We start from the raw sequence: 20,915 nt of genomic DNA on the forward strand, positions 1-20,915 counted from the left end.
TAAACACTTCTGAGTCATTTTTTATAATGAACATAGAAGTGTTTAAACAATTAAAGAGGTTCTCTAGCTTAACTGGGCTTGGACCGTTGTTTGAGTTAAATCCAAGAGTTCTCGTGTCGCGACAAAAAACATGGTGTAGTTTAACGTCGAGCTCGAGCGTAAATTACCTAATACATGTCGCCATCGCTCAATTAATGCGGCATGTTTCTCAGACCAGCTGTTAAAACACTTAAAGAAGTCTTTTTTACACCCATCGAGCTGAATAATTCCATAGGTTAATTGCCGTTGCTGCCAATCTAAGTCATCACGAAGTGCTTCTCTGGATAACGCCTCCCAATGATTGTCTGTAGGATGAATTATAACTTGTGTTCTAATCCAAGCTAACTCAAGATATTCGCCAATGTTAAAGTAGGTTTCAGCAACTTTAGGAATTTTAACGCCTAATTCATGAGCGATATCGATAATATCAAGTGCAGCAAACATGCCGCGCGTGATGGTTAGCTCATGAGCAAGCTCTTTACCGATCCCCATAGCTAAATATTCATTTAAATGATCGTCATATTTTGCACGATGGGTCGCACCGAATACCTCAGGCATCGATTGTTTAAGGGCCTGAACTCCTGGCGCACACAACTCAACCGTTTTACTGATATCCAGTTTTTTACGTTGGCTGCGTAAAAACCACCGTGTCATTCGCCGTAACAATCGAACATACATGAGCATAATATCAGCCTGCGTATTGGCTGGGATTTTATTTTCAAGGGTATCAATTCGCTTCCATACCGAATCCATATCCATCACCGCTCGGGCAATCATGAATGCTCGAACAATAGCGGAAATGGGGGCGCCCGTCTCATCTTGCATGCGAAACACAAAGGTAAAACCCATTTCATTGATGATGGTATTACTCAAACTTGTAGCAATGATTTCGCGTTTTAGAGGATGTGATTGCATTTGCTCGCTAAATCGCTCACGTAAAGGAATTGGAAATGAACGAATTAATGAAAAATTTAAAAAGCTATCTTCTGGCACATCCGAGGCCAAAATAGCTTCCTTCAAAATAATTTTACTGTAACAGAACAAAACAGCCATGCCAGGACTGCTCAATCCTCTTCCGGCTTGCTTTCGTTCCATTAATACTTTTTCTTCCGGTAAAAACTCAAGGCTCCTATCGATTTTACCCGTTCGCTCTAATTCATTAATGTAACGGGAATGCAATTCAACTGAACGAGCTGCCTGTGCTTCCATCATACTTAAAGCACGAGTTTGTGCGTTGTTCTCACGCAACACCAAACGAGATACTTCATCCGTCATTTCGACCAGTAATTCGTTTCGTTGTTTTTCGGTTAAATCTCCCCCTCGAACAATCATATCCAGCAAAATTTTGATATTCACTTCTTTGTCAGAGCAGCTAACACCGCCTGAATTATCAATGAAATCCGTGTAGATTAATCCGCCGTTTAGTGAATATTCCACACGCGCTAATTGCGTAAGGCCAAGGTTTCCGCCTTCACCGACCACTCTACAGTTTAACTGCTTTGCGTTGATTCGAATGCCATCATTTGTTCTATCACCTACTTCCTGATTGGTTTCGGATCTTGCTTTAACAAATGTCCCAATCCCTGCACTCCATAATAAATCCACCTTTGCTTGCAAGATCATGCGGATCAATTCATTTGGTTCTACTGATGTTTGTTTAATACCCAATAAGTCTCTGATTTCTTTGGTAAGCGTTATAGACTTTGCCGAGCGATTAAATACACCACCACCTTTCGAGATTAATTTTTTATCATAATCAGCCCATGTAGAACGAGACAACTTAAATAAACGCTCACGTTCTTTATAACTGGTTTTAGGATCCGGGTTGGGATCGATGAAAATATGCATATGGTTAAAGGCTGCAACTAACTTAATATGTTTAGACAGCAACATACCATTTCCAAATACATCGCCCGCCATATCCCCAATACCAACTACAGTAAAATCGGTAGTTTGCACATCAATGCCAATTTCATAAAAATGGCGCTTAACCGATTCCCAAGCCCCTTTAGCGGTGATCCCCATTTTTTTATGGTCATATCCAATTGAGCCACCGGATGCAAACGCATCACCAAGCCAAAAGCCGTAACGTTGAGATAGTTCATTAGCAATATCTGAAAACGTGGCTGTGCCTTTATCCGCTGCTACCACTAGATAGGGATCATCTTCATCATAACAAACTACATTATCTGGTTTTACAATCTTTTTATTTTTATAGTTATCGGTAATATCGAGAAGCCCGCGAATAAACAACCGATAACAATTAATTCCTTCTTCTTGAATTTCTTCTCGTGTACCGTTTAACGGAAGTTGCTTCGCAACAAACCCACCCTTAGCGCCACTAGGTACAATAACGGCATTTTTTACTTGTTGGGCTTTCATAAGCCCTAAAATTTCAGTTCGGAAATCTTCTTTACGATCCGACCATCGAATTCCTCCACGCGCAACGCGGCCACATCTTAAATGAACGCCTTCAAGTCTTGGCGAATAGACAAATATTTCAAACATGGGATGTGGTCGGGGAACCCCAGCAATGGTTTTACTGTTTAGTTTGATTGAAATATATGATTTTGGCTTGCCATCCTCATCAACCTGGTAAAAATTAGTTCGTAAGGTTGAAGTAATAGCTTGCACGTATTGACGAATAATTTTATCTTCATCAAGATTTTCAACCGAATCCAAGTCCGTTAATATTTCAGCAACTAAGGCATGAATCTGCTTTTCACGATTTTCAATTTCCTTTGGTGAGAAGTGTAATTCAAAAAGATTGATTAATTTTTTTGCCAACGATGCGTTATTATTTAATGCTGAAATAATATAATCCTGGCTGAAAGTAATTCCAATCTGTTTAAAATATTTAGCATAGGTTCGAAGCACAGAAACTTGGCGCCAATCTAAACTTGCACCAAGTACCAATTGGTTAAATCCATCATTTTCGGCATCATTAAACCAAATATGAGTGAAGGCTTTCTGAAACAAATCTCGAATTTCATCAAAATCAAATGCGGAGCCATTGGTATATTGTAAAATAAAGTCATTGATCCAGGTTACTTTTCCTTTACCAAACTTAAGTGCATAAGGCCGCTCGGTAATCGCTCTCAATCCAAGGTTTTCAATAATAGGAAGCACATCAGAAATAGCGATCGTCGTATCATGCTGATACATTTTTAAACGAAAAGTATCCGTTGAGTTATCCAACGGTCTGTAAAAATTCATCCCAAGTATATTTTCAGCAGATAATTGTTCGATATGCTTAATGTCAAAAACTGCCGTTCTAGGAGCAAAATTGGTTTTATATACCGCTGGAAAAGCGTTTTTATAGGTTGAAAAAATCTGATTTGCCTTTTCTTCTCCGAATGCATCTTTTAGATTTTGATGAAGATCATCGGTCCAGGAGCGGCCAATCTCGATGAGTTGTTTTTCAACCTCTTTAAAATCAATATCCGGTGTTTCTTTTGGATCAATCCGGATAATAAAGTGAATTCGAGCTAAAACTGACTCAGAAAAACGCGTTGAAAAAGTAACTTCTTTCGCATGAAAGGCTTCACTGAGTACTTCTTGCATTTCCTGTCGTAATTCAGTATTAAATCGATCGCGTGGTACATACACTAAACAGGAAATAAAACGACGATATACATCCGTACGTGCAAACATCCGAATTCGACGCCGTTCTTGCATATGAAATATACCCATTCCAATTTCAAGAAGCTCATCCTCAGATGCTTGGATCAAGTCATCGCGCGGCAACGTTTCAAGGATGTTTAATAACACTTTGCCTGCATGACTTCGTGGATGAAGTTTTGAGTTTTTCATAATTTGCGCAACTTTATGGCGCAAAAAGGGAATATGTTTGGGATTAGTATTGTAAGCAGCTGAAGTATACAAGCCGATGATTCTTCGCTCACCAATTACTTTGCCCTTTTTATCAAAACGCTTAACGCCAATGTAGTCGGTGTAAGCATCACGATGTACGCTCGATAAGGTATTGGTTTTAGACATCACTAAAATACGTGACGACAAAGTTAATTCCCTAGCTTCTGGCGTCATTGCGGAAATGCTTCGAACGGATGATTTGCTTAGTCCTTGGCTTAATACACCTAAACCCGTATCTGGAATGGCTTGTAAAATTGTTTCTTTGCCTTTTTGCACGATTTCATAATCGCGAATTCCAAGAAATGTAAAATGATGGTCTTCAATCCAATTAAGAAACGCCTTCGTTTCTTCAACTTCTGCGAGGTCAAGCGATTTTGGGGCGTGCTCTAAATCATGAATAATATCTCGAACACGCTCCCGCATAGCCATCCAATCTTCAACGGCCAGGCGATTATCCTCTAAAACACGTTCTAAATGCTTATAGAGTTCATCTAGGACTTGAGGATCGGTTTGTCTATCAATCTCCATATAAATTAAAGCGGTGTCTTCAATAGATTTTCTGGCGCGTTTACTGCTAGAAGAGGAAATGGATGTGATTTCGTTTTGATTATTACGCTCAATGTGCAAACCGCCCAAATGAATAATTAAATGGGAAGATAAACCCATGCGGTTTACGGCCATTCGAATGGAGTCAACTAAAAACGGCATATCATCAGAAATAATTTCAATTACCGTATGTGTCGTTTGCCAGCCATGGCGTTCAAATTCAGGGTTATAAATCCGTATTTTAATTTCTTCAGGCTCTCGACTTTGAAGAAGATGCCAATAATTAATCGCTGCACCATAAAGATCATCCGTAGACCATTCCTGCAAATCATCTAAAGCAACCGTACCAAAAAATTCCAGAAAAAACTCAGAGCAAAGTTTTGCTTGCTGCGCATTCAATTTTGATTTAATTTTTTTAACGACTACGTTTAAAATCTGATCTTTACCCTCTTCAAATTTGTATGACATTCAAAAACCCCATTAGGCATTGATAAAATAATAATTAATTGATGCGAATTATATACCCATCGTACATAAATTTCATCATGAAGCGGTGCTAATTGTAATTGATGTGAGTGGTTTACTCGATGTAGACCCTGGCATCCATCTTTATCCAGCTTGCTAGCTGAATAATATCTTTATTTTTCATGCGGATGCATCCTTTTGATCCTGGCTTACCTAGCTTGGTTGAGTCTGGTGTGCCATGCATATAAATATAACGTTCTAAGCTATCAACCTCGCCGCCTTTATTTCGCCCTGGCTCCAAACCATCCAATTGAATAATTCTCGTTAAAATCCAATCTCTATTGGGATGCGCTAAAGATAATTCAGGGCAGTAGATTTCTCCGGTCCATTCCCGAGCGACAAAGACGCTATTTTCTGAATGTTCTAGTCCAATAATATTATGAACTCGATGCCAACCTCTTGGTGTGCAAAAACTATTCTTCTGCTCACCCATACCATTTTTTCCAGTAGAGACTGAGTAGATTTTCCATAATTGATCGTCTGTATAACAGGTCATCGTTTGACTCTTCGAATTGACGATAATCAGCTGTTGGTTATTCATAAAATTACTTGATGCTCACTGTTTTAACATTGACAAATTCCAATATACCCTCTTTTGATAATTCACGTCCAAACCCTGAATGGTTTATTCCTCCAAAAGGGACTCGTGGATCGGAGGCCACATAAGCATTCACGAAGCAGCTGCCAACATGAATATCGTAGGTCGCGATTTTTTCACCGCGTAGAAGATCGCGGGTAAATACCGCAGCTCCCAAGCCAAAACGACTTTGATTGGCTAATTGTATCGCATGCTGTTCGTTTTCAGCCACAATTATGGCAACAACCGGGCCAAATAATTCATCATCAAATGCAGGCATGCCTGGTTTTACGTTGGTTAAGACCGTAGGAGGATAATAAAACCCTTTTCGTTCAGGAATTTCGCCGCCATAGAGAAGCTTTGCGCCTTTTTTTAGACTTTCTTGTACTTGCTCATGAAGCGTCTTGCGTAAATCTTCGCGTGCCATAGGGCCAAAGTTTGTATCAGGATCCAGGGGGTCACCCATAGAATACTGCTTCACTCGATCCATAATATTACTGGTTAGTTCATCGACAGAGTCTTCAACCACAATCGTTCGTTTTGCGGCAATGCAAACTTGGCCGGTATTATTCATCCGTGATGTGACAATGCAATCGGCTGCCAAATCTAAATCTGCATCGCTAAGCACTACGTAAGGATCATTGCCGCCTAACTCTAAGACAACTTTTTTTAGATGCCCTGCTGCTTCGGCCCCTACCGTGCATCCCGCTTGTTCACTGCCTGTTAATGTCACACCTTTTATCTTATCTTCTGCCATGACATAAGCGGCTAATTCATTATCCAAGACAAAATGTTGAAATAGATGATCAGGAAAACCGGCCTCAAGAAATAATTCTGCAATTTTAATTCCCGTGCCCATACAAATCGGGGCATGTTTTAATATGGCGGCGTTTCCTGCCATAAGATTCGGTGCTGTAAAGCGAAATACCTGCCAGAATGGAAAATTCCATGGCATAATGGCAAAAATAACACCCAAAGGTTGGTAGCAAACTTTGGTTTTATGCATTTCAGTTTGGATGAGTCGAGGCTCAAGATAATGCCCCGCTTCCTCGGCAAAATGTTCACAAACCCAAGCACATTTTTCAATTTCCCCCTTTCCAGCAGAAATAGGCTTTCCCATTTCTATCGCCATTAACTTTGCTAATTCATCTTGTTTGTTCCTCAATAAATTAGCCATGGCAAGCATTCGTTCACGACGCTGTTCGAATGATGTCGTGCGCCAAGCTTTGAAGCTAATATCAGCGGCATCGATGTAAGCTTTGATTTGATCTTTCGTATACGTGGTATAGGTTTGTGTGACTGCTTCCGTTGCGGGATTGATGGCCTGAAGTTGCATCATGAAACTCCTTTTGTTTTTATTAGTTTAGTTTAGACGACAAATTTGCATTTGGTCCAAATCTATTTGGTTTTTTACTTGGCCATCCAGTAAGGTGAATTTTCCACAACTCCAAATTAATAAGCTTTAAGAGTGCCACCTAATGGTCTAGCTATGCATAAGCCACAAACATAGGAGCAGTTTATTTAGGTTGCCATTGGACTATAAGTCTTAGTTGGTAAAAGATCCGGAATTAAAGCATCCTCAGCTGAAGTCGATTTTCTTTGATGAAAAAATGAGTGTACAGATGAGGATCGAACTAATTTAGATGTTTGGTTGACTCCTGTTCTAGCTGGTGGCAAAGAAATCGTTCTTTTTGGACCCTTAAATGGTACGTAAAACTTATCAGCTCTCTCCAGCTCTTCGACAAAGCCATTAGGATAGGTTTTTTTTGCGAAAAATTTATATTTTCCATAATGTTCCATCAAACAATCTGCATTGCTGTCTTCCCAGGGTGTTCCAGATTTTAGTAATGAATCATTATGATGAATAAAGAGTTTTTTTCCTGGTTTTATTGGTAATGCCATTTGTTCCATAACACTCAAACCACCACCTCGAATTACAACACAATCACTACGGGTCATAATAGGTGCTATCTCTGCATCCGTTTGATTTCCTAAACAAATAATACGCTTACGAATGTCAGGCTGTTCCTTTTCATCAAAAGATAAAATAATTTTCTCTAGCTCTTGACTAAGTGCTGCATTAAGCCCTCCAAAAACAAATATTCTATCATATCCCTTATTTAAAAGATGTTTCACATAATCTACGGAGGCAATTGCAGCTAATGATCCAATCATAATCGAAGCAACTTTGGCTTCAGATGGAATAGTTATTTTATCTTGATTTGGTATTAGTGCACCTTTATTGTCATAGACTCTAATTTGCAAGGTACATTCTTTAGATGAATCCAAGTATTGAGCAAGGCTCGCATCTTTAAAACCAGACCTAACCATAGGATTTTGGTTTGGGGGTAAATTATTAATCGACTTAAATTGACTATCACCAAAATAACCTTTAATGATTGCTGGAGTTAAATTAACTGCATAAAGATGTAATTGACGACGCTGTTCCTCGTTAAAATTTACCAACTCATCCAAAAAATGACCACTTTCTAATGAAGGCAGATCAGTCATGTATTGATGAATAGAAACTTTTGGAAGAGTTCGCCCCTGATTTTTTTCTACGGAAGGCAAGTAGTATTTATTGTAGTTAATTACTGCATCACACATCGCACGCAAAGAAAGAGCTTGTGTAGAAACAATCTCCGTATAGGGCTCCCCACGTTCAGCAGCTTCAATTAACATTTGCATAACCCGTACATAAGCAATTTCATAATTAGATTCTTCTTTTGAGCTTTTATGCTGTAAGAGAATTTCTATATCTTTTGGGCTACTGGTTAAATGAAGCGCATTGTTAATTGCTGCAAATTGATATCCTGTGGGATATATATCTAGCAACATATCAATATAGGGTCTTTGCCTTGCCATATTATTTAAATTTGCATCACTTTCGTTTCTTTCAAGATTAGCAATTTCTCTCCAAAATACTTTTGACTCAGGTAAAGCAGGGTATCCAAATTTTCTAACAATATAACGTATTGCTGTTCCAATCACAGCTAAAGACATTAAGAAAAGACCTATTCTTATAAGAATATGTTGCAAATTGATTTTTGAATTTCTATATAAATGAGCTTCATGAGAGGTAAGATGCAGATTATCTGGATGTTTACTTTTAAGATCGTCAATAATACCTAACGCCGCAGAAATGTGACCAGCTCCGCCACTGCATGCAATGACCAATGGCCGTTTTATGCTTGGATCATATGTATCACTCCCTTGATCTCTAAAACTATGTTGCATATGTTCATGCATCGTTAGCGGATGAAAGCGGCTATCTGATCGAACCAGGTATTTTCGGGGAAAGTGATGCGCCATTTTTTGGCGCAGTCTCTCAGGCAAGTTTTCAACTGAATCCTTTTTAAAATGATGACTAGATGGCTTATCTCCCAATATCATCAATTCTTCTGGAGACAAAACTTTCCCAGTCTTAAACTTCTTATTTACGGCAAGATGCTTTTCATCTACTAAAGATCCAAGGGAAGCGTTATGATCACTAATTACACCATCTGTTTCCTGTAGTGCAGCATTACGAACAATAGAATAATCTTTATAAGCTGCTGGTATTTTATCCCATGCACTTGCAGCATTCATATGCCAGCCAGATAACCATAAAATTGGCGCGATTAACACATAGATAATGGCCGCTGCGAAATAGCGAAGATATGTTAGCGGATTCCAATAACTACTATGTGGAGGAGGTAAGATAAAACCAACAACAAATTTTAGGATTGAGCGAAAAGATCGTTCGTTATATAGTTTTACTTTTATCCCCATCTCATGAAGTCTTGCTGCGGCAAGTGTTGCAACTGCCCCACCTACACACATACCTTCAAGCCCAATATTTTCAGGGTTGACACCCAAGTCTAATAAACGTTTAACTTGAGCAATAATGTCGTTAATCATGTTATCTTGGGTCCATACCATCCCTTTGCTATAGTCAACCCCCCTGTAATTAAAACCAATAACCGTCGCCTTGATTTGATTAGCTGAAAGATTCATATCTTTTAACCAATCAATATAATTTTGATCACGAGCTAAACAAGTAATTACATATTTTCTTGTATCATATTTTTTTTCTTTTTCCCCAGCTCCTATTACTTCGACTGAATCAAGTACAGCACCATCTGGAGTTTGTAGGCTATAAAATGTAAAATTTTCAGCGCGAGGAAGGGTAATGGACATATCACCATATTTTCTTGTAAGCTCCGTATAAAAATATGCGCGAGCTTTAGGAGTAAAAAATTCAAGTCCTTTAAAATGAATTTTTTCCCATGCAAATTGCCTTGTGTTGCCTTCAGCGATCTCAAAAGTACCACTAACCAAACTATCAATCTTGCTTAGCATTTCATCAACATGAGCTTTATCTTCAGAACGATCTATATCAATGGAAGGTTTTCTCAAAGAGCTAGAGAATGCAAGAGGCATTACCGTGTTACTAAATTTTAATAAAAAATCACGAAACCACTTATGAGTACTATGATTTATTAAATTTACTACGACGATATCATCGGCTTGATCTTCAGACGTTTTTATTAAATGGAATTCTTTTTGTCGTTTGATTCCGTCAGGGTTTAGAATAATGCTGGATAAATTACGAGATATAAGAAAAGATGCAAACCACCTCAATGCCAAAAATGGTATTAATAAATAAGAAAGCATTCGCTGTCTAATAGTTATCGCTTCTTTATCTAAGATATAATAATCGTCTTGTCTTCTCATGTTTATCTTAAGACTTGTAGAATGTAGAAAAATTATACTTTCTTAATATTAAGGAAATATTAATCAGGATAAATATTGCACTTATTGCCAAATATATTGCTTTTAATACACCGTAGTCTAGTTCTATTTGACAGGCATGAACAGAATAAATAAACATAAACACAACTCTCGATTTAAGTTATGTTTTGCTAAATAACAAGAAAACGTACAAATTTTTTAATGAAATCCTTGCATGTCGAACCCCAAAAAAGTTATAAATCAAACAATTCATAAACTTACAAATCGAAACTTATCCTACTGGCAGAATATTGATGAATAATAAGAAGAAATATCCCTTCACCCAGTATATCCTTGCATGGATGGTGCATATTTTTACAGCAAGTGCGGCCTTTATTGGGGTTTTATCCTTATTAATGATCTTTCAGCATCAATATATACTTGCCTTGTGGTTAATGGCTATTACTGTGGTCATTGATGCGGTAGATGGCTCTTTTGCTCGCTTGGTGAAAGTGAAAGAAGTTTTACCCAAGATTGACGGTACGTTGTTGGATAACATTGTTGATTATTTAAACTACGTCATTACCCCGTCAGCATTTCTTCTTATTAAACCCGAGATGTTACCTGAGTCCTATGCACTTTGGGTGATTGCCGCTATTACCCTTACTTCTGCATATCAATTTTGTCAGGCAGATGCTAAAACTCCCGATCATTTTTTTAAAGGATTCCCTTGTTATTGGAATATTGTTGTATTTTACATGTTTATTTTTAACACATCAGCCATCACCAATGCTTTCATTTTAAGTGTTCTATGTGTATTAATTTTTGTACCTATCAAGTACGTTTATCCTTCTAGACTCGATTATTTAACTCGTTCTAAGTATTTGAAGATACTTATGCATGTTTTTTCATTGACCTATGGAGTAAGTTCGGTACTCATTTTATGGATATATCCCATGCGTAATCCTATATTATTGGCTATATCCCTAGCGTATGTTGTATTATATCTTGTATTAAGTATTTATCGTACATACTCTCCTATGATAATCGCAAAGATTGCGCTACATAAGGCGGAAAAAGCTTAGGAACTTTCTGAAGCAAAACTCTAAGATAGGAACGCCTTTATTTAAATCTAAAGATTTAGCGACGAATTTGCTAAAATAAGTATGCTTAACTAGAGAATACCCATGATTAACCGAACAATAAAAACAAAACTTGCTATAATCACGATGCTACTCATATCCACAGCCGCCCTCGGGGAATCGTATCCAAGAGGATGTGAAGTCACTGGCTTTGGATATAATGAAAACTATTTAATATTAAATGAGCAAGGCGAACAAACGTTTTATCTCATTCAAAATCGATCGGATACTCAAATCGAGCTTGAGCGACATGAAACAGAAGAAGTGTTCATGAGCCCTACCCTTCAAACCAAATTGGATCCAAAGCAATGGGCAGCATTTGCTTCGGATGTGGGTAACTTACACTTCAAATGTTATAAGCACAACGATGGTAATACGAGCCTTGTAAAATGCAGTGACGTGCTCGATATTTGCCAATACCCTAGAGTTAAATTTGCCCTCAGCAATATGGGAAATTATTGGGTATCTACAAATAAGCCACAAGCCCGGGTAATTAAAGATGCCATTGCAAAAGGAATATTATTACGCTGGTAATTCATGGTTTAAGAAATTCAAAGACTCTCTCACCATCATTATTGGGGTCATGGGTGCTTTGATTATCATATTAGGATTCACTCAAACTCCAGCCCAGCTTTACTATGTCATTGGTTCTGGGCTATTACTCATAACGGCTATTTATTTTAAATTAACGTATTTTATGGCCCTTGAATCTATTCTCCTGTCAGGCCATGGCGCAATACTATTAGACTTAGGTAATACCATTCAACTCATTTTGCCACTACTGCTTTGTGTGCAGTTACTAGTTTACTACTTTTTAAGTGGGCAGCTCGGTAACATCTATCGTTGGATTGGTATCCTTGGAATTGCGTTGCTTTCAATTGGATTTACCTTTACTCGAATCTGGATATTTTTTTTGGGCAGCCTATGCATTTCTATTTTTTCATTTTATCACGTCTTCCGTGGAAGATATGTGGCATTAATCTGGGCAACATTAAATTTATTTTTTGCCTTGTCGACTGCTTTAATAATATTGTTTTAAGGAGATTTTGATATGGTTAGAACCCCGTCAACCATGGTGGAGCTTGGCACTGAAGCCCCTGAATTCACATTAACGGATGTCATTAGTGGGTCCAAGATTAGCCTTAAACATTACCAAGGCCTTCATGCTACTGTCATCATGTTTATTTGCAATCATTGTCCATACGTTAAGCATGTGAATCATGAGCTCACCCGTCTAGCAAATGATTATCAACCGAAAGGCGTTAATTTTATTGCCATTAACTCCAATGACGTTGAAAATTATCCTGATGATTCCCCTTTGCATATGATCCAAACGGCTAAAGAGAACAACTATTCTTTTCCTTATTTATTTGATGAAACACAGGAAGTCGCCAGAGCATATCAAGCCGCGTGCACGCCCGATTTTTACGTTTTTGACGATCAGTTAAAATTGGTTTATCGAGGCCAACTGGATGATTCTAGACCTGGCAACACAATCAAGCCAGATGGTAGTTCTATACGTTCTGCCTTAGACTCTTTGCTAGCAGGTGAGCCGGTTTCGAAGGATCAGAAACCAAGCCTTGGTTGCAATATTAAGTGGAAAGAATAATGAATTATCGTTTATCGTTTTATGTACCAGAAAGTCATATTGAAGAAGTAAAAAATGCTCTATTTAACATCGGTGCCGGCAAGCAAGGTGATTATGATTTAGCCTGCTGGCAATGCTTGGGCCAAGGACAATTTCGACCATTAGTCGGAGCAAATCCTGCGATTGGAGAATCAGGTGAGTTGACGTATGTTTCCGAGTATAAAGTTGAAATGCTATGCCCGGATAAACTGATTAGGCAAGCCATTGAGACACTTAAGCAGGCGCATCCTTATGAAGAACCCGCATACTCTGTTGTAAAATTAGAAGACTTCTAAGAACGTGGGTCGAACATAGTTGATCAGCACTCAAAGATTAAGACCCCGCGGCTTTGCCGCGGGAGTACAGAATCGTTTTATTTTGCAGGAACCACTTCTACTTTTAAATTAGCCATCACGTCACTATGCAGCTGTACTTGAACCACATACTCGCCAGTGGAATGGATAGGGCCTTCTGGCATGACCACTTCTCGCTTGCTAACATCATGACCGCGCTCTTTCAAGGCTTCGGTAATTTCATTTACCCCAATTGAACCATACAACTTTCCTTCATCACTAGCTTGAGCGGAAATTTCTAATGTAATGTCATTCAGCTTAGCCGCACGTTGCTCAGCTTCAGCCAACGATTTTTGAGCTTTTTTCTCAAGTTCTGCACGGCGTTTTTCAAACTCTTCTATGTTTTTAGCGGTTGCAAAAACTGCTTTGCCTTGAGGAATTAGATAATTTCTTCCATACCCGCTTTTTACAGCAACTTTATCACCTAAATTCCCAAGATTTCTAATTTTTTCTAATAAAATTACTTCCATCTCAATAACCCCTCATTCATTTCCTTGCACGCTTTGCAAGGTATATTCTAAAGTTAAATAAACTATCTAATGAACCAAATACAAGATAAAACGGCAACATTACATAGGGCAAAAATATGACCGGTGTAATCAACAAAAAAAACGTTCCAAGTGGCTTTTTCTGGGCTAATAAATTATAACCCAAACTCAAACCAGCCATAACAAAATAGAACATTAATAAAGGCAGAAGATTGATTGCTAATACCATGTCAAAATAAGCAGCAATCAATACGATTCCCAATAAAAAAAGTCCTATTTTATCGGCTCGGAAATTTCGCATTTCCCAGCCAAATCCACCAGGATAATAAATCAATGATTGCAGCCAACGTGCAGCCATGAGCGAAATCACCGCAGAAAGCACGATAACAGTTGTTTGAATACCAAACAGAATGTTCGCTACAAACAATGGATCAATCCTAACCAACTCTAACAGATGAGTATCTGCCTTAAGCTCTTTTAAGATCATTTTGAACAATTGAAATTGCGCTGCGATAACGCTTGGCATAAACAACTGAACAACGAACACCATCATCATTGCGAGTACAAACAAACCGGCAGCTACAGCACGCCAGCTTTTGGTTATACGCAACAAAAATGCCGCAACATAACAGGGTATAAAAAAAAGAGCCGTTTGCGCTGCGGCCACGTTTGCTGGTAGATAAGCAACTGAAAATATAGTATGGGCAATTAATACGGCGAGTAAAATAACCCCGCCTTCTCGTTCACCCCTGCGTAACGTGACTAATGCAATTAACACCGAGGAAAGCCATGCAGCATAGGGAAGCAAAGAAAAAACTAAGGCACACAAAAATGCGTGCCAGTAATTCTCCAACAGGAATTTTCCCTGAGCAGCAATGATTTTACTCAGCCTGGTCATGTTTGCTTACAATTACTTATGTCTATCACAGTATGGAAGCAATCCTAAAAACCTAGCATGCTTAATTGCTATTGCAAGCTGGCGCTGATAGCGAGTTTGGACGCCGGTAATTCGGCTAGGTACGATTTTTCCAGTTTCGGTGATGTAGTTTTTTAACAAATTAACATCTTTATAATCAATTTCGTTTGCACCTTCTTGCGCAAAACGATTCATTTTTTTTCTGCGAAAATAAGCTGACATTCTATGTTTCTCCTTTAAGCCGCACGACTTTCTTTATCTTTTTTCATCATAACGGATTCTTCAGTAACCGCTTCTTTCTTCTTAAGAATTAGATTTCTTAAGATGGCGTCGTTAAACTTGAACGCTTTTTTCAACTCATCAATCGCGGCTTGATTGCATTCAATATTCATTAGAATGTAATGCGCTTTGTGAACGTCATTAATTGGATAAGCCAGCTGACGGCGACCCCAGTCTTCTTTACGATGGATAACGCCATTTTCTTTCGTGATGATCCCTTCATAGCGTTCAACCATAGCAGGCACTTGTTCGCTTTGATCAGGGTGCACCAAAAAGACAACTTCATAATGTCTCATGTTTGCTCCTTATGGATAATAGTCTTCCGCGGGTAAGGCGATAAGACAAGGTTTTAAAAAATCGGTCAATCATACCTCAATTAGTCGTAATGAGCAATTTTTTGATGAGTTTATTCAATCACTGGCCATTTTATTAGGTAAACTTAGGGTTTCGATTGCATTTAAAATGATGTTACGATATAACTCATTAAAAAATAACGAGGTTTTTATCATGCGTATTATTCAAATTCCTTTCGAAGATCCATTAGTCATTAACATAGAAGGTGAAGTGGTCAAATTGGTCGCCTTTAAAACGCAAGAGCACGGTAATATAAAATTTGGCGTTAATGCTCCTCGCTCCATCAATGTTCATCGCGAAGAAATTTATCGCGCGATAAAGCAAAAAGAAAAAATCCAAGAGTCATGAAATATCACCTATGAAAAACAAGCTTTTTTCTTGTAACCTATTTGCAGGAACACTGCTTGTAATGCTATCCATTATCGCATTATTGGTTAATCAATTATTTTATCAATATCCAGGCAATACCTACATTAATACCAATACGATAGCGGTTGGGATCATTCTTATTTTCTGCTGGACAGGGAGTGCGCTGCAATTTGGGGTCCATAAAAAATTAACCAATATTTTTAAAGAGGTTTTCTTTTTTTATCTAGTGTTGGTGGTAATTTCTCTTGCTTCGACTGCTGTGCAATTTACTCCATTTAATCCTATTGATGAGCACATCATGGATTTTGAGACTGCACTGCATATCAACTTGGAAGAAATAATTGCATGGACAAGCCAACACCCTGTTTTTAAAGAATTTTTAGCCTACTGTTACGACACGCTGAGTTTACAGCTTGCGTTTTTACCTTTAGTGATTATTGTAACTGGTCAAACTAAACGTGCTAGAGAATTCTATTTTCAAATGATCATGAGCGTTGTCATTGGATATATTATTTACTATTTTTTCCCAACGACGGCCCCCGCCAGTGTAATCGAAAGCCCTAATTTTTATCAGGCTCAACTGGCTACTGGGTTTAAGTTTTATCAAATTCATAATTACATTCAACCTACTACGTATGAAGGAGGTATGATCGCGTTTCCTTCATTTCATATTATCTGGGCATGGTATTGCCAATATCTAATACGCGGATGGCATTTGGCTTTTGCTCTTTTATTGCCACTTAATATCATGTTAGCTATTTCTTGTGTGCTTTTAGGATGGCATTATCCAATTGATATAGTAGGAAGTATTATAGTCATTTTAGTGGTTCAAGGACTATATCACCTTTGTCGAAATGCTGAATCCAAGAGAAAGCATTCGATTAATTTTTTTTCCTTTTACAGTCGAACATCGCATTAATAAATACCCAATTATTGTCTTAGATTAATTATGGTTACTGGTGTTCCTACGGTTACATAATCGAATAATATCTCTATATCTTCAGGGTACATTCGGATACAACCTGCGCTTACTTTTCTACCAACGCCTTCAGGATGATTAGTCCCATGGATAAGGTAAGTGGGCCAATTTAATCGTAAAACATAGTCTCCAAGCGGATTACCTGGGCCAGGAGGTAATAAATCTGGCATTAAAACCTCCTGTTTTGCTGCGTATTGCTTTATATTTTCTGTTGGTCGCCAAGATGGGGATTTTTCCTTAGCTATAATTTTTGTTTTTCCAGTAGGCGTATTCCAGCCATCTCGGCCTATCCCAACCGGAAAAGTCATCACAGTATTACCTTCGTCTGGAAAATAATAAAGCCTGTAATTAGCGAGGTTTATCACGATGCCTTTACGAGGTGTATTAGGTAATGTATATCGAGTAGGAAGTAGGATACGCGAATAAGCAGGTATGATGTTTTGAGTATCAATTTGGGGATTGGCCCATCTCAACTCGTTGTATCCCATTCTATAACGGATAGCAACATCGGTTAAAAGCTCGCCAGGAAAACTTTGTACGGCTTGTTTTTCCCCCACTTCATTGCCTTTATCCGGTAAAACATATAGATCGGCATAAGCTGGAAAAGCCAAAAGTAGAAGCGAAAAGAAAGAAAATATGGATAATTGCATGGCAGGTTTAAGTAATGGGTTAGGTTTGCCCTAACCCATTCTCTTCAAATTATAAACTGGTATCCGCCTTAAAACGCTCGCCGTATTGCTTTTCAAGTTTGCGAAACATTTCATTTAGCTGATCTCGGCCAAACTGGTTGGCATAGTGTATTGGACCTCCTCTGAAAGGAGCAAAACCTGTGGCAAATACCATACCCGCATCGAGTAAATCACCATCGGCTACCACACCTTCTCGCAAACAGGCTGCAGCTTCGTTGACCATACGTAAAATCAGGCGATTAGCAATTTCTTTCTCACTGCTATGGCTAGAAACTTTTTCCTTGATGGCTTTACCATTTTTCCACTGGTAAAACCCTTCTCCTGATTTACGCCCAAGCTTCCCTTCCTTGACCATATCACGAAGTTTTTGTGGAACAGTACCACCAAAATGCTCAGTTAAATTTTCTGCAACTGCCAGACAAACATCCATGCCAACGGTATCGGCTAGTTCAACCGGCCCCATAACCATACCAAAGGAAGTTGCCGCTTTATCAATCACTTCACCACGATATCCTTCATCAAGCAATTGCACACACTCCATCAAATAAGGCATGAGCACCCGGTTCACCAAAAATCCAGGGCTTGAAGTAACGGGTAAAGGTAAGCGTCCTATTTGCCCGACAAAAGAACAAGCTTGTTGCTCAACTTGTTTTGCAGTTTGTTTACTACGAACCACTTCAACCAATTCCATTTTTGCAACGGGGTTAAAGAAATGAATTCCCACTAAACGCTGTGGTTTTTTCATTACCTCACTGATTTCGTCCAAAGGAATGCTAGACGTATTAGTTGCGATTATCGCATCAGGCTTTGCTCGAGCTTCCACCTCTTTCATGATGGTTTGCTTCACGTCCAAATTTTCATATACCGCTTCGATAATAACGTCTGCACGAGCAACTCCATGGCCTTCAGGATCAGCCACCAAGCGATCCATAGCAGCTTGAACTGGGCGTGATTTTTTTAATCGTTTTTTAAATAAATCATGTGCTCGACCAATAGCAGGAGCAACTCGTTCCATGGATTTATCTTCTAATGTGACGTGCAAGCCTTTTAAAGCACACCAAGCTGCAATATCTCCTCCCATTACCCCCGCACCAATGACATGAACGTGACTTGCTTTAAAATTACTTTCTTTAGCAAACCCTTTTAACCGTTCTCGCAATAAAAATAAGCGTATCAAATTTTGGGCAGTATCCCCTTTGGTCACCAATTGCTCAACAGAGTCAGCTTCTTTCAGATAAGCACGTTCACCAAGACTTCCTTCTTTTTCCCATAAATCAACCACTGCATAGGGTGCAGGATAATGCTCTTTACGAACTTTTTTCTCCAATTGTTTGCGAAACACTTTAGCCAACAAAGTTCTAGCCCAGGCATAGTTGCTCATTGATTGTAAGAAATTAGGTCGATGCTTAGGGGGCTTATTTTTAATAAAATAGACAGCAGCACGCTTCAATTGCCGTAGAGGCACCACATCGTCAACAAAGCCTAGTTTTTTAGCTTTTGATGCGCGCAGTGCAGAACCAGGTAGAATAACCTCAGATAACGCATGAAAGCCACCAATTAACTTAGGAAGTCGTACTGTCCCACCCCAACCAGGATGAATCCCTAATTTTACTTCAGGTAATCCCAAACGCGTTTCATCACTATCAGTTGCTAGGCGATAATCACAGGCTAGCGCTAACTCAAGCCCACCTCCCATACAAAAACCATCAATCATGGCTACCGTCGGAATTTTTAATGATTCAATTCGGGAAAAAACAGTTTGCCCTTTGCGAAGAAAATCAACGGCTTTAGCTGGGTCGTCTATGCCAGAAAACTCATTCACGTCTGCTCCAGCAATGAATCCTTTTGGTTTAAGTGAGTAAATAATAAGACCTATTGCCTCTGAGTCTTGAGATATCTCTTGTATAGAGTTATTGAGCTCATCAAGCACTTCATCATTAATGGTGTTTGCGGACTCATTTTTTCGGTCAAATCCTAACCATAGAATATGGTCAGAGTCTTTAATTAGTTCCCAATGTTTTATTTTAGTCATGTCCATTTACCTCTGTAGCCCGTTCTAATAACATCGCTCCGCCTTGGCCGCCGCCAATACAAATGGCTGCTATCCCTTGTTTTCCTTTGCTTTGTTGTAAGCTTTCTAGAAGATGTAAAACAATTCTGGCCCCACTTGCACCAATAGGATGTCCAACTGCTATTGCACCTCCGTCTTTATTCAAGATATCTTGCGACGGTGCTCCAAACGCGCTTTTAAGCCCTAATTGAGTTTTACAATATTCCTCATCATCCCATGCTTTAAGGCAAGCTAGCACCTGAGCTGCGAATGCTTCATTAATTTCCCAACAATCTAGATCGTTCGCTTTTAGGTTATGACGCTGCATGATAGGCGTTGCCGCATGTACAGGACCCAGTCCCATTTGCGCTGGATCTAATGCCGCCCATTGGGAGTCAACTACTTTGCCCAACACTGGTAATTTATATTTCTTAACAGCATCGGCGCTTGCTAATAATAAAAGTGCTGCGCCATCTGTTATTTGTGAGCTATTACCCGCGGTAACCATACCGTACTTTTTGTCAAAAAAGGGCTTAAGGTTAGCGAGCTTTTCCACAGAAGTATCTTCTCGGATGCCGTCATCCTTTAAATACAACTTACCTTTTTTATCCACCATAGGGACGACTTCACGCATCCTATTTTCTTCATAGGCCTCTGTGATACGATGATGGCTTCGGGCCGCATATTCATCCATTTCTTCACGAGAAATTTTAAATTTGTAGGCAAGCTTTTCAGCGGTTTGCCCCATATTTAATCCTACAATGGGATCTGTTAAACCTCTTAAAAGCGCAATGACGGGAGCCAAATAAGAAGGTCTAAATTTGGTCAGCAAACTGGCACGCTGTCCAAAACTTTTCGCTGAATACCATTGAGATAACCATTCCGCCATTTTTTGATTAAATAATAATGGAGCATGACTCATAGCATCGGTTCCACCAGCAAGAACGAGATCGCTTCTTCCATTTGCAATTTGAATGGCTGCGTTATCAATCGCTTGCATGCCCGAAGCACAATTTCTCATCACGGTAAAGGCTGGCATTTTTTCACCGCAACCTAACCGCAGAGCAACTACACGGGCAATATTTGCCTCATCAGGCCCAGGCATTGCAGACCCAATAATTACTTCATCTAAATCTTTAGGAGAAAAAGGCTGGCGGTTTAAGAGTGGCGCACCGGCCGCAACTGCCAAATCAGATCCTGAAAAAGGACCTACTCCTTTTGCTTTTAAAAATGGTGTGCGGCTACCGTCGACCACATAGACTTCGCGACCGCTTATGTTTGACTTTTGTTTCATCACTCCTCCTGATTGCACACAGCGATAGAACGCTATGTTTTAAAGTCTAATCCTATTTCGGTGTGTTTGAACTCAGTAGCTTCTTTTCCGGTACCAAAAGAA

General features: G+C 39.0%; 18 protein-coding genes. 7 read left to right on the forward strand and 11 right to left on the reverse strand.

Annotated features, from left to right (window positions below; translation table 11 throughout):
- Positions 1-63: 63 nt before the first annotated feature.
- The 4 genes from E1O41_RS01105 to E1O41_RS01120 all read right to left on the reverse strand — a co-directional run bounded on the left by E1O41_RS01105 (position 64) and on the right by E1O41_RS01120 (position 10,276).
- Entirely contained in the window at positions 64-4,926 is a 4,863-nt protein-coding gene (locus E1O41_RS01105) for an NAD-glutamate dehydrogenase (RefSeq protein WP_131775464.1), read from the reverse strand.
- 112 nt (positions 4,927-5,038) lie between these two features.
- On the reverse strand, positions 5,039-5,524 hold the full coding sequence (locus E1O41_RS01110; protein ID WP_131775465.1) for a L,D-transpeptidase: 486 nt from the start codon (positions 5,522-5,524) through the stop codon (positions 5,039-5,041).
- A gap of 4 nt (positions 5,525-5,528) precedes the next feature.
- Positions 5,529-6,896 (reverse strand): NAD-dependent succinate-semialdehyde dehydrogenase, encoded by a 1,368-nt coding sequence (locus E1O41_RS01115; protein WP_131775680.1) that lies wholly within the window; start codon positions 6,894-6,896, stop codon positions 5,529-5,531.
- A gap of 185 nt (positions 6,897-7,081) precedes the next feature.
- Positions 7,082-10,276 carry a glycosyltransferase family protein gene (locus E1O41_RS01120; RefSeq protein ID WP_131775466.1) on the reverse strand — a complete coding sequence of 1,065 codons (3,195 nt, stop codon included), beginning with the start codon at positions 10,274-10,276 and terminating at the stop codon, positions 7,082-7,084.
- Between the two features lie 311 nt (positions 10,277-10,587).
- On the opposite strand from E1O41_RS01120, the gene pcsA reads away from it, so the two are divergent.
- The 5 genes from pcsA to E1O41_RS01145 all read left to right on the forward strand — a co-directional run bounded on the left by pcsA (position 10,588) and on the right by E1O41_RS01145 (position 13,338).
- Positions 10,588-11,358: a phosphatidylcholine synthase gene (pcsA, locus tag E1O41_RS01125; RefSeq protein WP_131775467.1), complete on the forward strand. Its 771-nt coding sequence runs from the start codon at positions 10,588-10,590 to the stop codon at positions 11,356-11,358.
- A 102-nt stretch (positions 11,359-11,460) separates the two neighbouring features.
- On the forward strand, positions 11,461-11,949 hold the full coding sequence (locus E1O41_RS01130) for an enhanced entry protein EnhB (RefSeq protein ID WP_131775468.1): 489 nt from the start codon (positions 11,461-11,463) through the stop codon (positions 11,947-11,949).
- Entirely contained in the window at positions 11,915-12,454 is a 540-nt protein-coding gene (locus E1O41_RS01135) for a hypothetical protein (protein ID WP_131775469.1), read from the forward strand. Before E1O41_RS01130 ends, E1O41_RS01135 begins: the two co-directional genes overlap by 35 nt.
- 12 nt (positions 12,455-12,466) lie before the next feature.
- On the forward strand, positions 12,467-13,024 hold the full coding sequence (locus E1O41_RS01140; RefSeq protein ID WP_131775470.1) for a thioredoxin family protein: 558 nt from the start codon (positions 12,467-12,469) through the stop codon (positions 13,022-13,024).
- A complete protein-coding gene (locus tag E1O41_RS01145; protein WP_131775471.1) occupies positions 13,024-13,338 on the forward strand; it encodes a YqfO family protein in 315 nt (104 codons plus the stop codon). The genes E1O41_RS01140 and E1O41_RS01145 overlap by 1 nt, the downstream gene beginning before the upstream one ends.
- Positions 13,339-13,415: 77 nt before the next feature.
- Here the strand turns inward: E1O41_RS01145 and rplI are convergent, their stop codons facing one another.
- From rplI to rpsF, 4 genes are read right to left on the reverse strand one after another with little or no spacing between them, the layout of a single operon-like run.
- Entirely contained in the window at positions 13,416-13,865 is a 450-nt protein-coding gene (rplI, locus tag E1O41_RS01150) for a 50S ribosomal protein L9 (protein ID WP_131775472.1), read from the reverse strand.
- 16 nt (positions 13,866-13,881) lie between these two features.
- Positions 13,882-14,781: a hypothetical protein gene (locus tag E1O41_RS01155; RefSeq protein ID WP_131775473.1), complete on the reverse strand. Its 900-nt coding sequence runs from the start codon at positions 14,779-14,781 to the stop codon at positions 13,882-13,884.
- Between the two features lie 12 nt (positions 14,782-14,793).
- Positions 14,794-15,021 carry a 30S ribosomal protein S18 gene (gene rpsR / locus E1O41_RS11880; protein WP_131775474.1) on the reverse strand — a complete coding sequence of 76 codons (228 nt, stop codon included), beginning with the start codon at positions 15,019-15,021 and terminating at the stop codon, positions 14,794-14,796.
- Positions 15,022-15,035: 14 nt separating this feature from the next.
- On the reverse strand, positions 15,036-15,374 hold the full coding sequence (gene rpsF, locus E1O41_RS11885) for a 30S ribosomal protein S6 (protein WP_131775475.1): 339 nt from the start codon (positions 15,372-15,374) through the stop codon (positions 15,036-15,038).
- 211 nt (positions 15,375-15,585) lie between these two features.
- Between rpsF and E1O41_RS01170 the strand changes: the two genes are divergently transcribed.
- Both E1O41_RS01170 and E1O41_RS01175 read left to right on the forward strand, forming a co-directional pair.
- Complete coding sequence (locus E1O41_RS01170) at positions 15,586-15,780, forward strand: carbon storage regulator (protein WP_131775476.1); 195 nt, start codon at positions 15,586-15,588, stop codon at positions 15,778-15,780.
- Positions 15,781-15,790: 10 nt separating this feature from the next.
- On the forward strand, positions 15,791-16,720 hold the full coding sequence (locus E1O41_RS01175) for a phosphatase PAP2 family protein (RefSeq protein WP_131775477.1): 930 nt from the start codon (positions 15,791-15,793) through the stop codon (positions 16,718-16,720).
- Positions 16,721-16,731: 11 nt separating this feature from the next.
- Here E1O41_RS01175 and E1O41_RS01180 read toward each other — a convergent pair whose 3' ends face one another.
- From E1O41_RS01180 to E1O41_RS01190, 3 genes are read right to left on the reverse strand one after another with little or no spacing between them, the layout of a single operon-like run.
- Positions 16,732-17,430 (reverse strand): L,D-transpeptidase, encoded by a 699-nt coding sequence (locus E1O41_RS01180; protein ID WP_131775478.1) that lies wholly within the window; start codon positions 17,428-17,430, stop codon positions 16,732-16,734.
- Positions 17,431-17,479: 49 nt separating this feature from the next.
- Positions 17,480-19,501, reverse strand: coding sequence for a 3-hydroxyacyl-CoA dehydrogenase NAD-binding domain-containing protein (locus E1O41_RS01185; RefSeq protein WP_131775479.1), 2,022 nt, complete (start codon positions 19,499-19,501; stop codon positions 17,480-17,482).
- Positions 19,494-20,813 (reverse strand): acetyl-CoA C-acetyltransferase, encoded by a 1,320-nt coding sequence (locus tag E1O41_RS01190; protein ID WP_131775480.1) that lies wholly within the window; start codon positions 20,811-20,813, stop codon positions 19,494-19,496. The genes E1O41_RS01185 and E1O41_RS01190 overlap by 8 nt, the downstream gene beginning before the upstream one ends.
- Positions 20,814-20,915: the final 102 nt, after the last annotated feature.

The organism is Legionella impletisoli, assembly GCF_900639875.1.
Lineage (GTDB): Bacteria > Pseudomonadota > Gammaproteobacteria > Legionellales > Legionellaceae > Legionella_A > Legionella_A impletisoli.

What these genes read in the sequence shown, in the direction of transcription:
- E1O41_RS01175 (WP_131775477.1), top strand. Translation starts at nt 15,791, where the DNA reads ATGAAAAACAAGCTTTTTTCTTGTAACCTATTTGCAGGAACACTGCTT.
- E1O41_RS01135 (WP_131775469.1), top strand. Translation starts at nt 11,915, where the DNA reads ATGCCATTGCAAAAGGAATATTATTACGCTGGTAATTCATGGTTTAAG.
- E1O41_RS01110 (WP_131775465.1), bottom strand. Translation starts at nt 5,524, where the DNA reads ATGAATAACCAACAGCTGATTATCGTCAATTCGAAGAGTCAAACGATG.
- E1O41_RS01145 (WP_131775471.1), top strand. Translation starts at nt 13,024, where the DNA reads ATGAATTATCGTTTATCGTTTTATGTACCAGAAAGTCATATTGAAGAA.
- E1O41_RS01170 (WP_131775476.1), top strand. Translation starts at nt 15,586, where the DNA reads ATGCGTATTATTCAAATTCCTTTCGAAGATCCATTAGTCATTAACATA.
- rpsR (WP_131775474.1), bottom strand. Translation starts at nt 15,021, where the DNA reads ATGTCAGCTTATTTTCGCAGAAAAAAAATGAATCGTTTTGCGCAAGAA.
- E1O41_RS01120 (WP_131775466.1), bottom strand. Translation starts at nt 10,276, where the DNA reads ATGAGAAGACAAGACGATTATTATATCTTAGATAAAGAAGCGATAACT.
- rpsF (WP_131775475.1), bottom strand. Translation starts at nt 15,374, where the DNA reads ATGAGACATTATGAAGTTGTCTTTTTGGTGCACCCTGATCAAAGCGAA.
- E1O41_RS01140 (WP_131775470.1), top strand. Translation starts at nt 12,467, where the DNA reads ATGGTTAGAACCCCGTCAACCATGGTGGAGCTTGGCACTGAAGCCCCT.
- rplI (WP_131775472.1), bottom strand. Translation starts at nt 13,865, where the DNA reads ATGGAAGTAATTTTATTAGAAAAAATTAGAAATCTTGGGAATTTAGGT.
- E1O41_RS01115 (WP_131775680.1), bottom strand. Translation starts at nt 6,896, where the DNA reads ATGCAACTTCAGGCCATCAATCCCGCAACGGAAGCAGTCACACAAACC.
- E1O41_RS01155 (WP_131775473.1), bottom strand. Translation starts at nt 14,781, where the DNA reads ATGACCAGGCTGAGTAAAATCATTGCTGCTCAGGGAAAATTCCTGTTG.
- E1O41_RS01130 (WP_131775468.1), top strand. Translation starts at nt 11,461, where the DNA reads ATGATTAACCGAACAATAAAAACAAAACTTGCTATAATCACGATGCTA.
- pcsA (WP_131775467.1), top strand. Translation starts at nt 10,588, where the DNA reads ATGAATAATAAGAAGAAATATCCCTTCACCCAGTATATCCTTGCATGG.
- E1O41_RS01105 (WP_131775464.1), bottom strand. Translation starts at nt 4,926, where the DNA reads ATGTCATACAAATTTGAAGAGGGTAAAGATCAGATTTTAAACGTAGTC.
- E1O41_RS01180 (WP_131775478.1), bottom strand. Translation starts at nt 17,430, where the DNA reads ATGCAATTATCCATATTTTCTTTCTTTTCGCTTCTACTTTTGGCTTTT.
- E1O41_RS01190 (WP_131775480.1), bottom strand. Translation starts at nt 20,813, where the DNA reads ATGAAACAAAAGTCAAACATAAGCGGTCGCGAAGTCTATGTGGTCGAC.
- E1O41_RS01185 (WP_131775479.1), bottom strand. Translation starts at nt 19,501, where the DNA reads ATGACTAAAATAAAACATTGGGAACTAATTAAAGACTCTGACCATATT.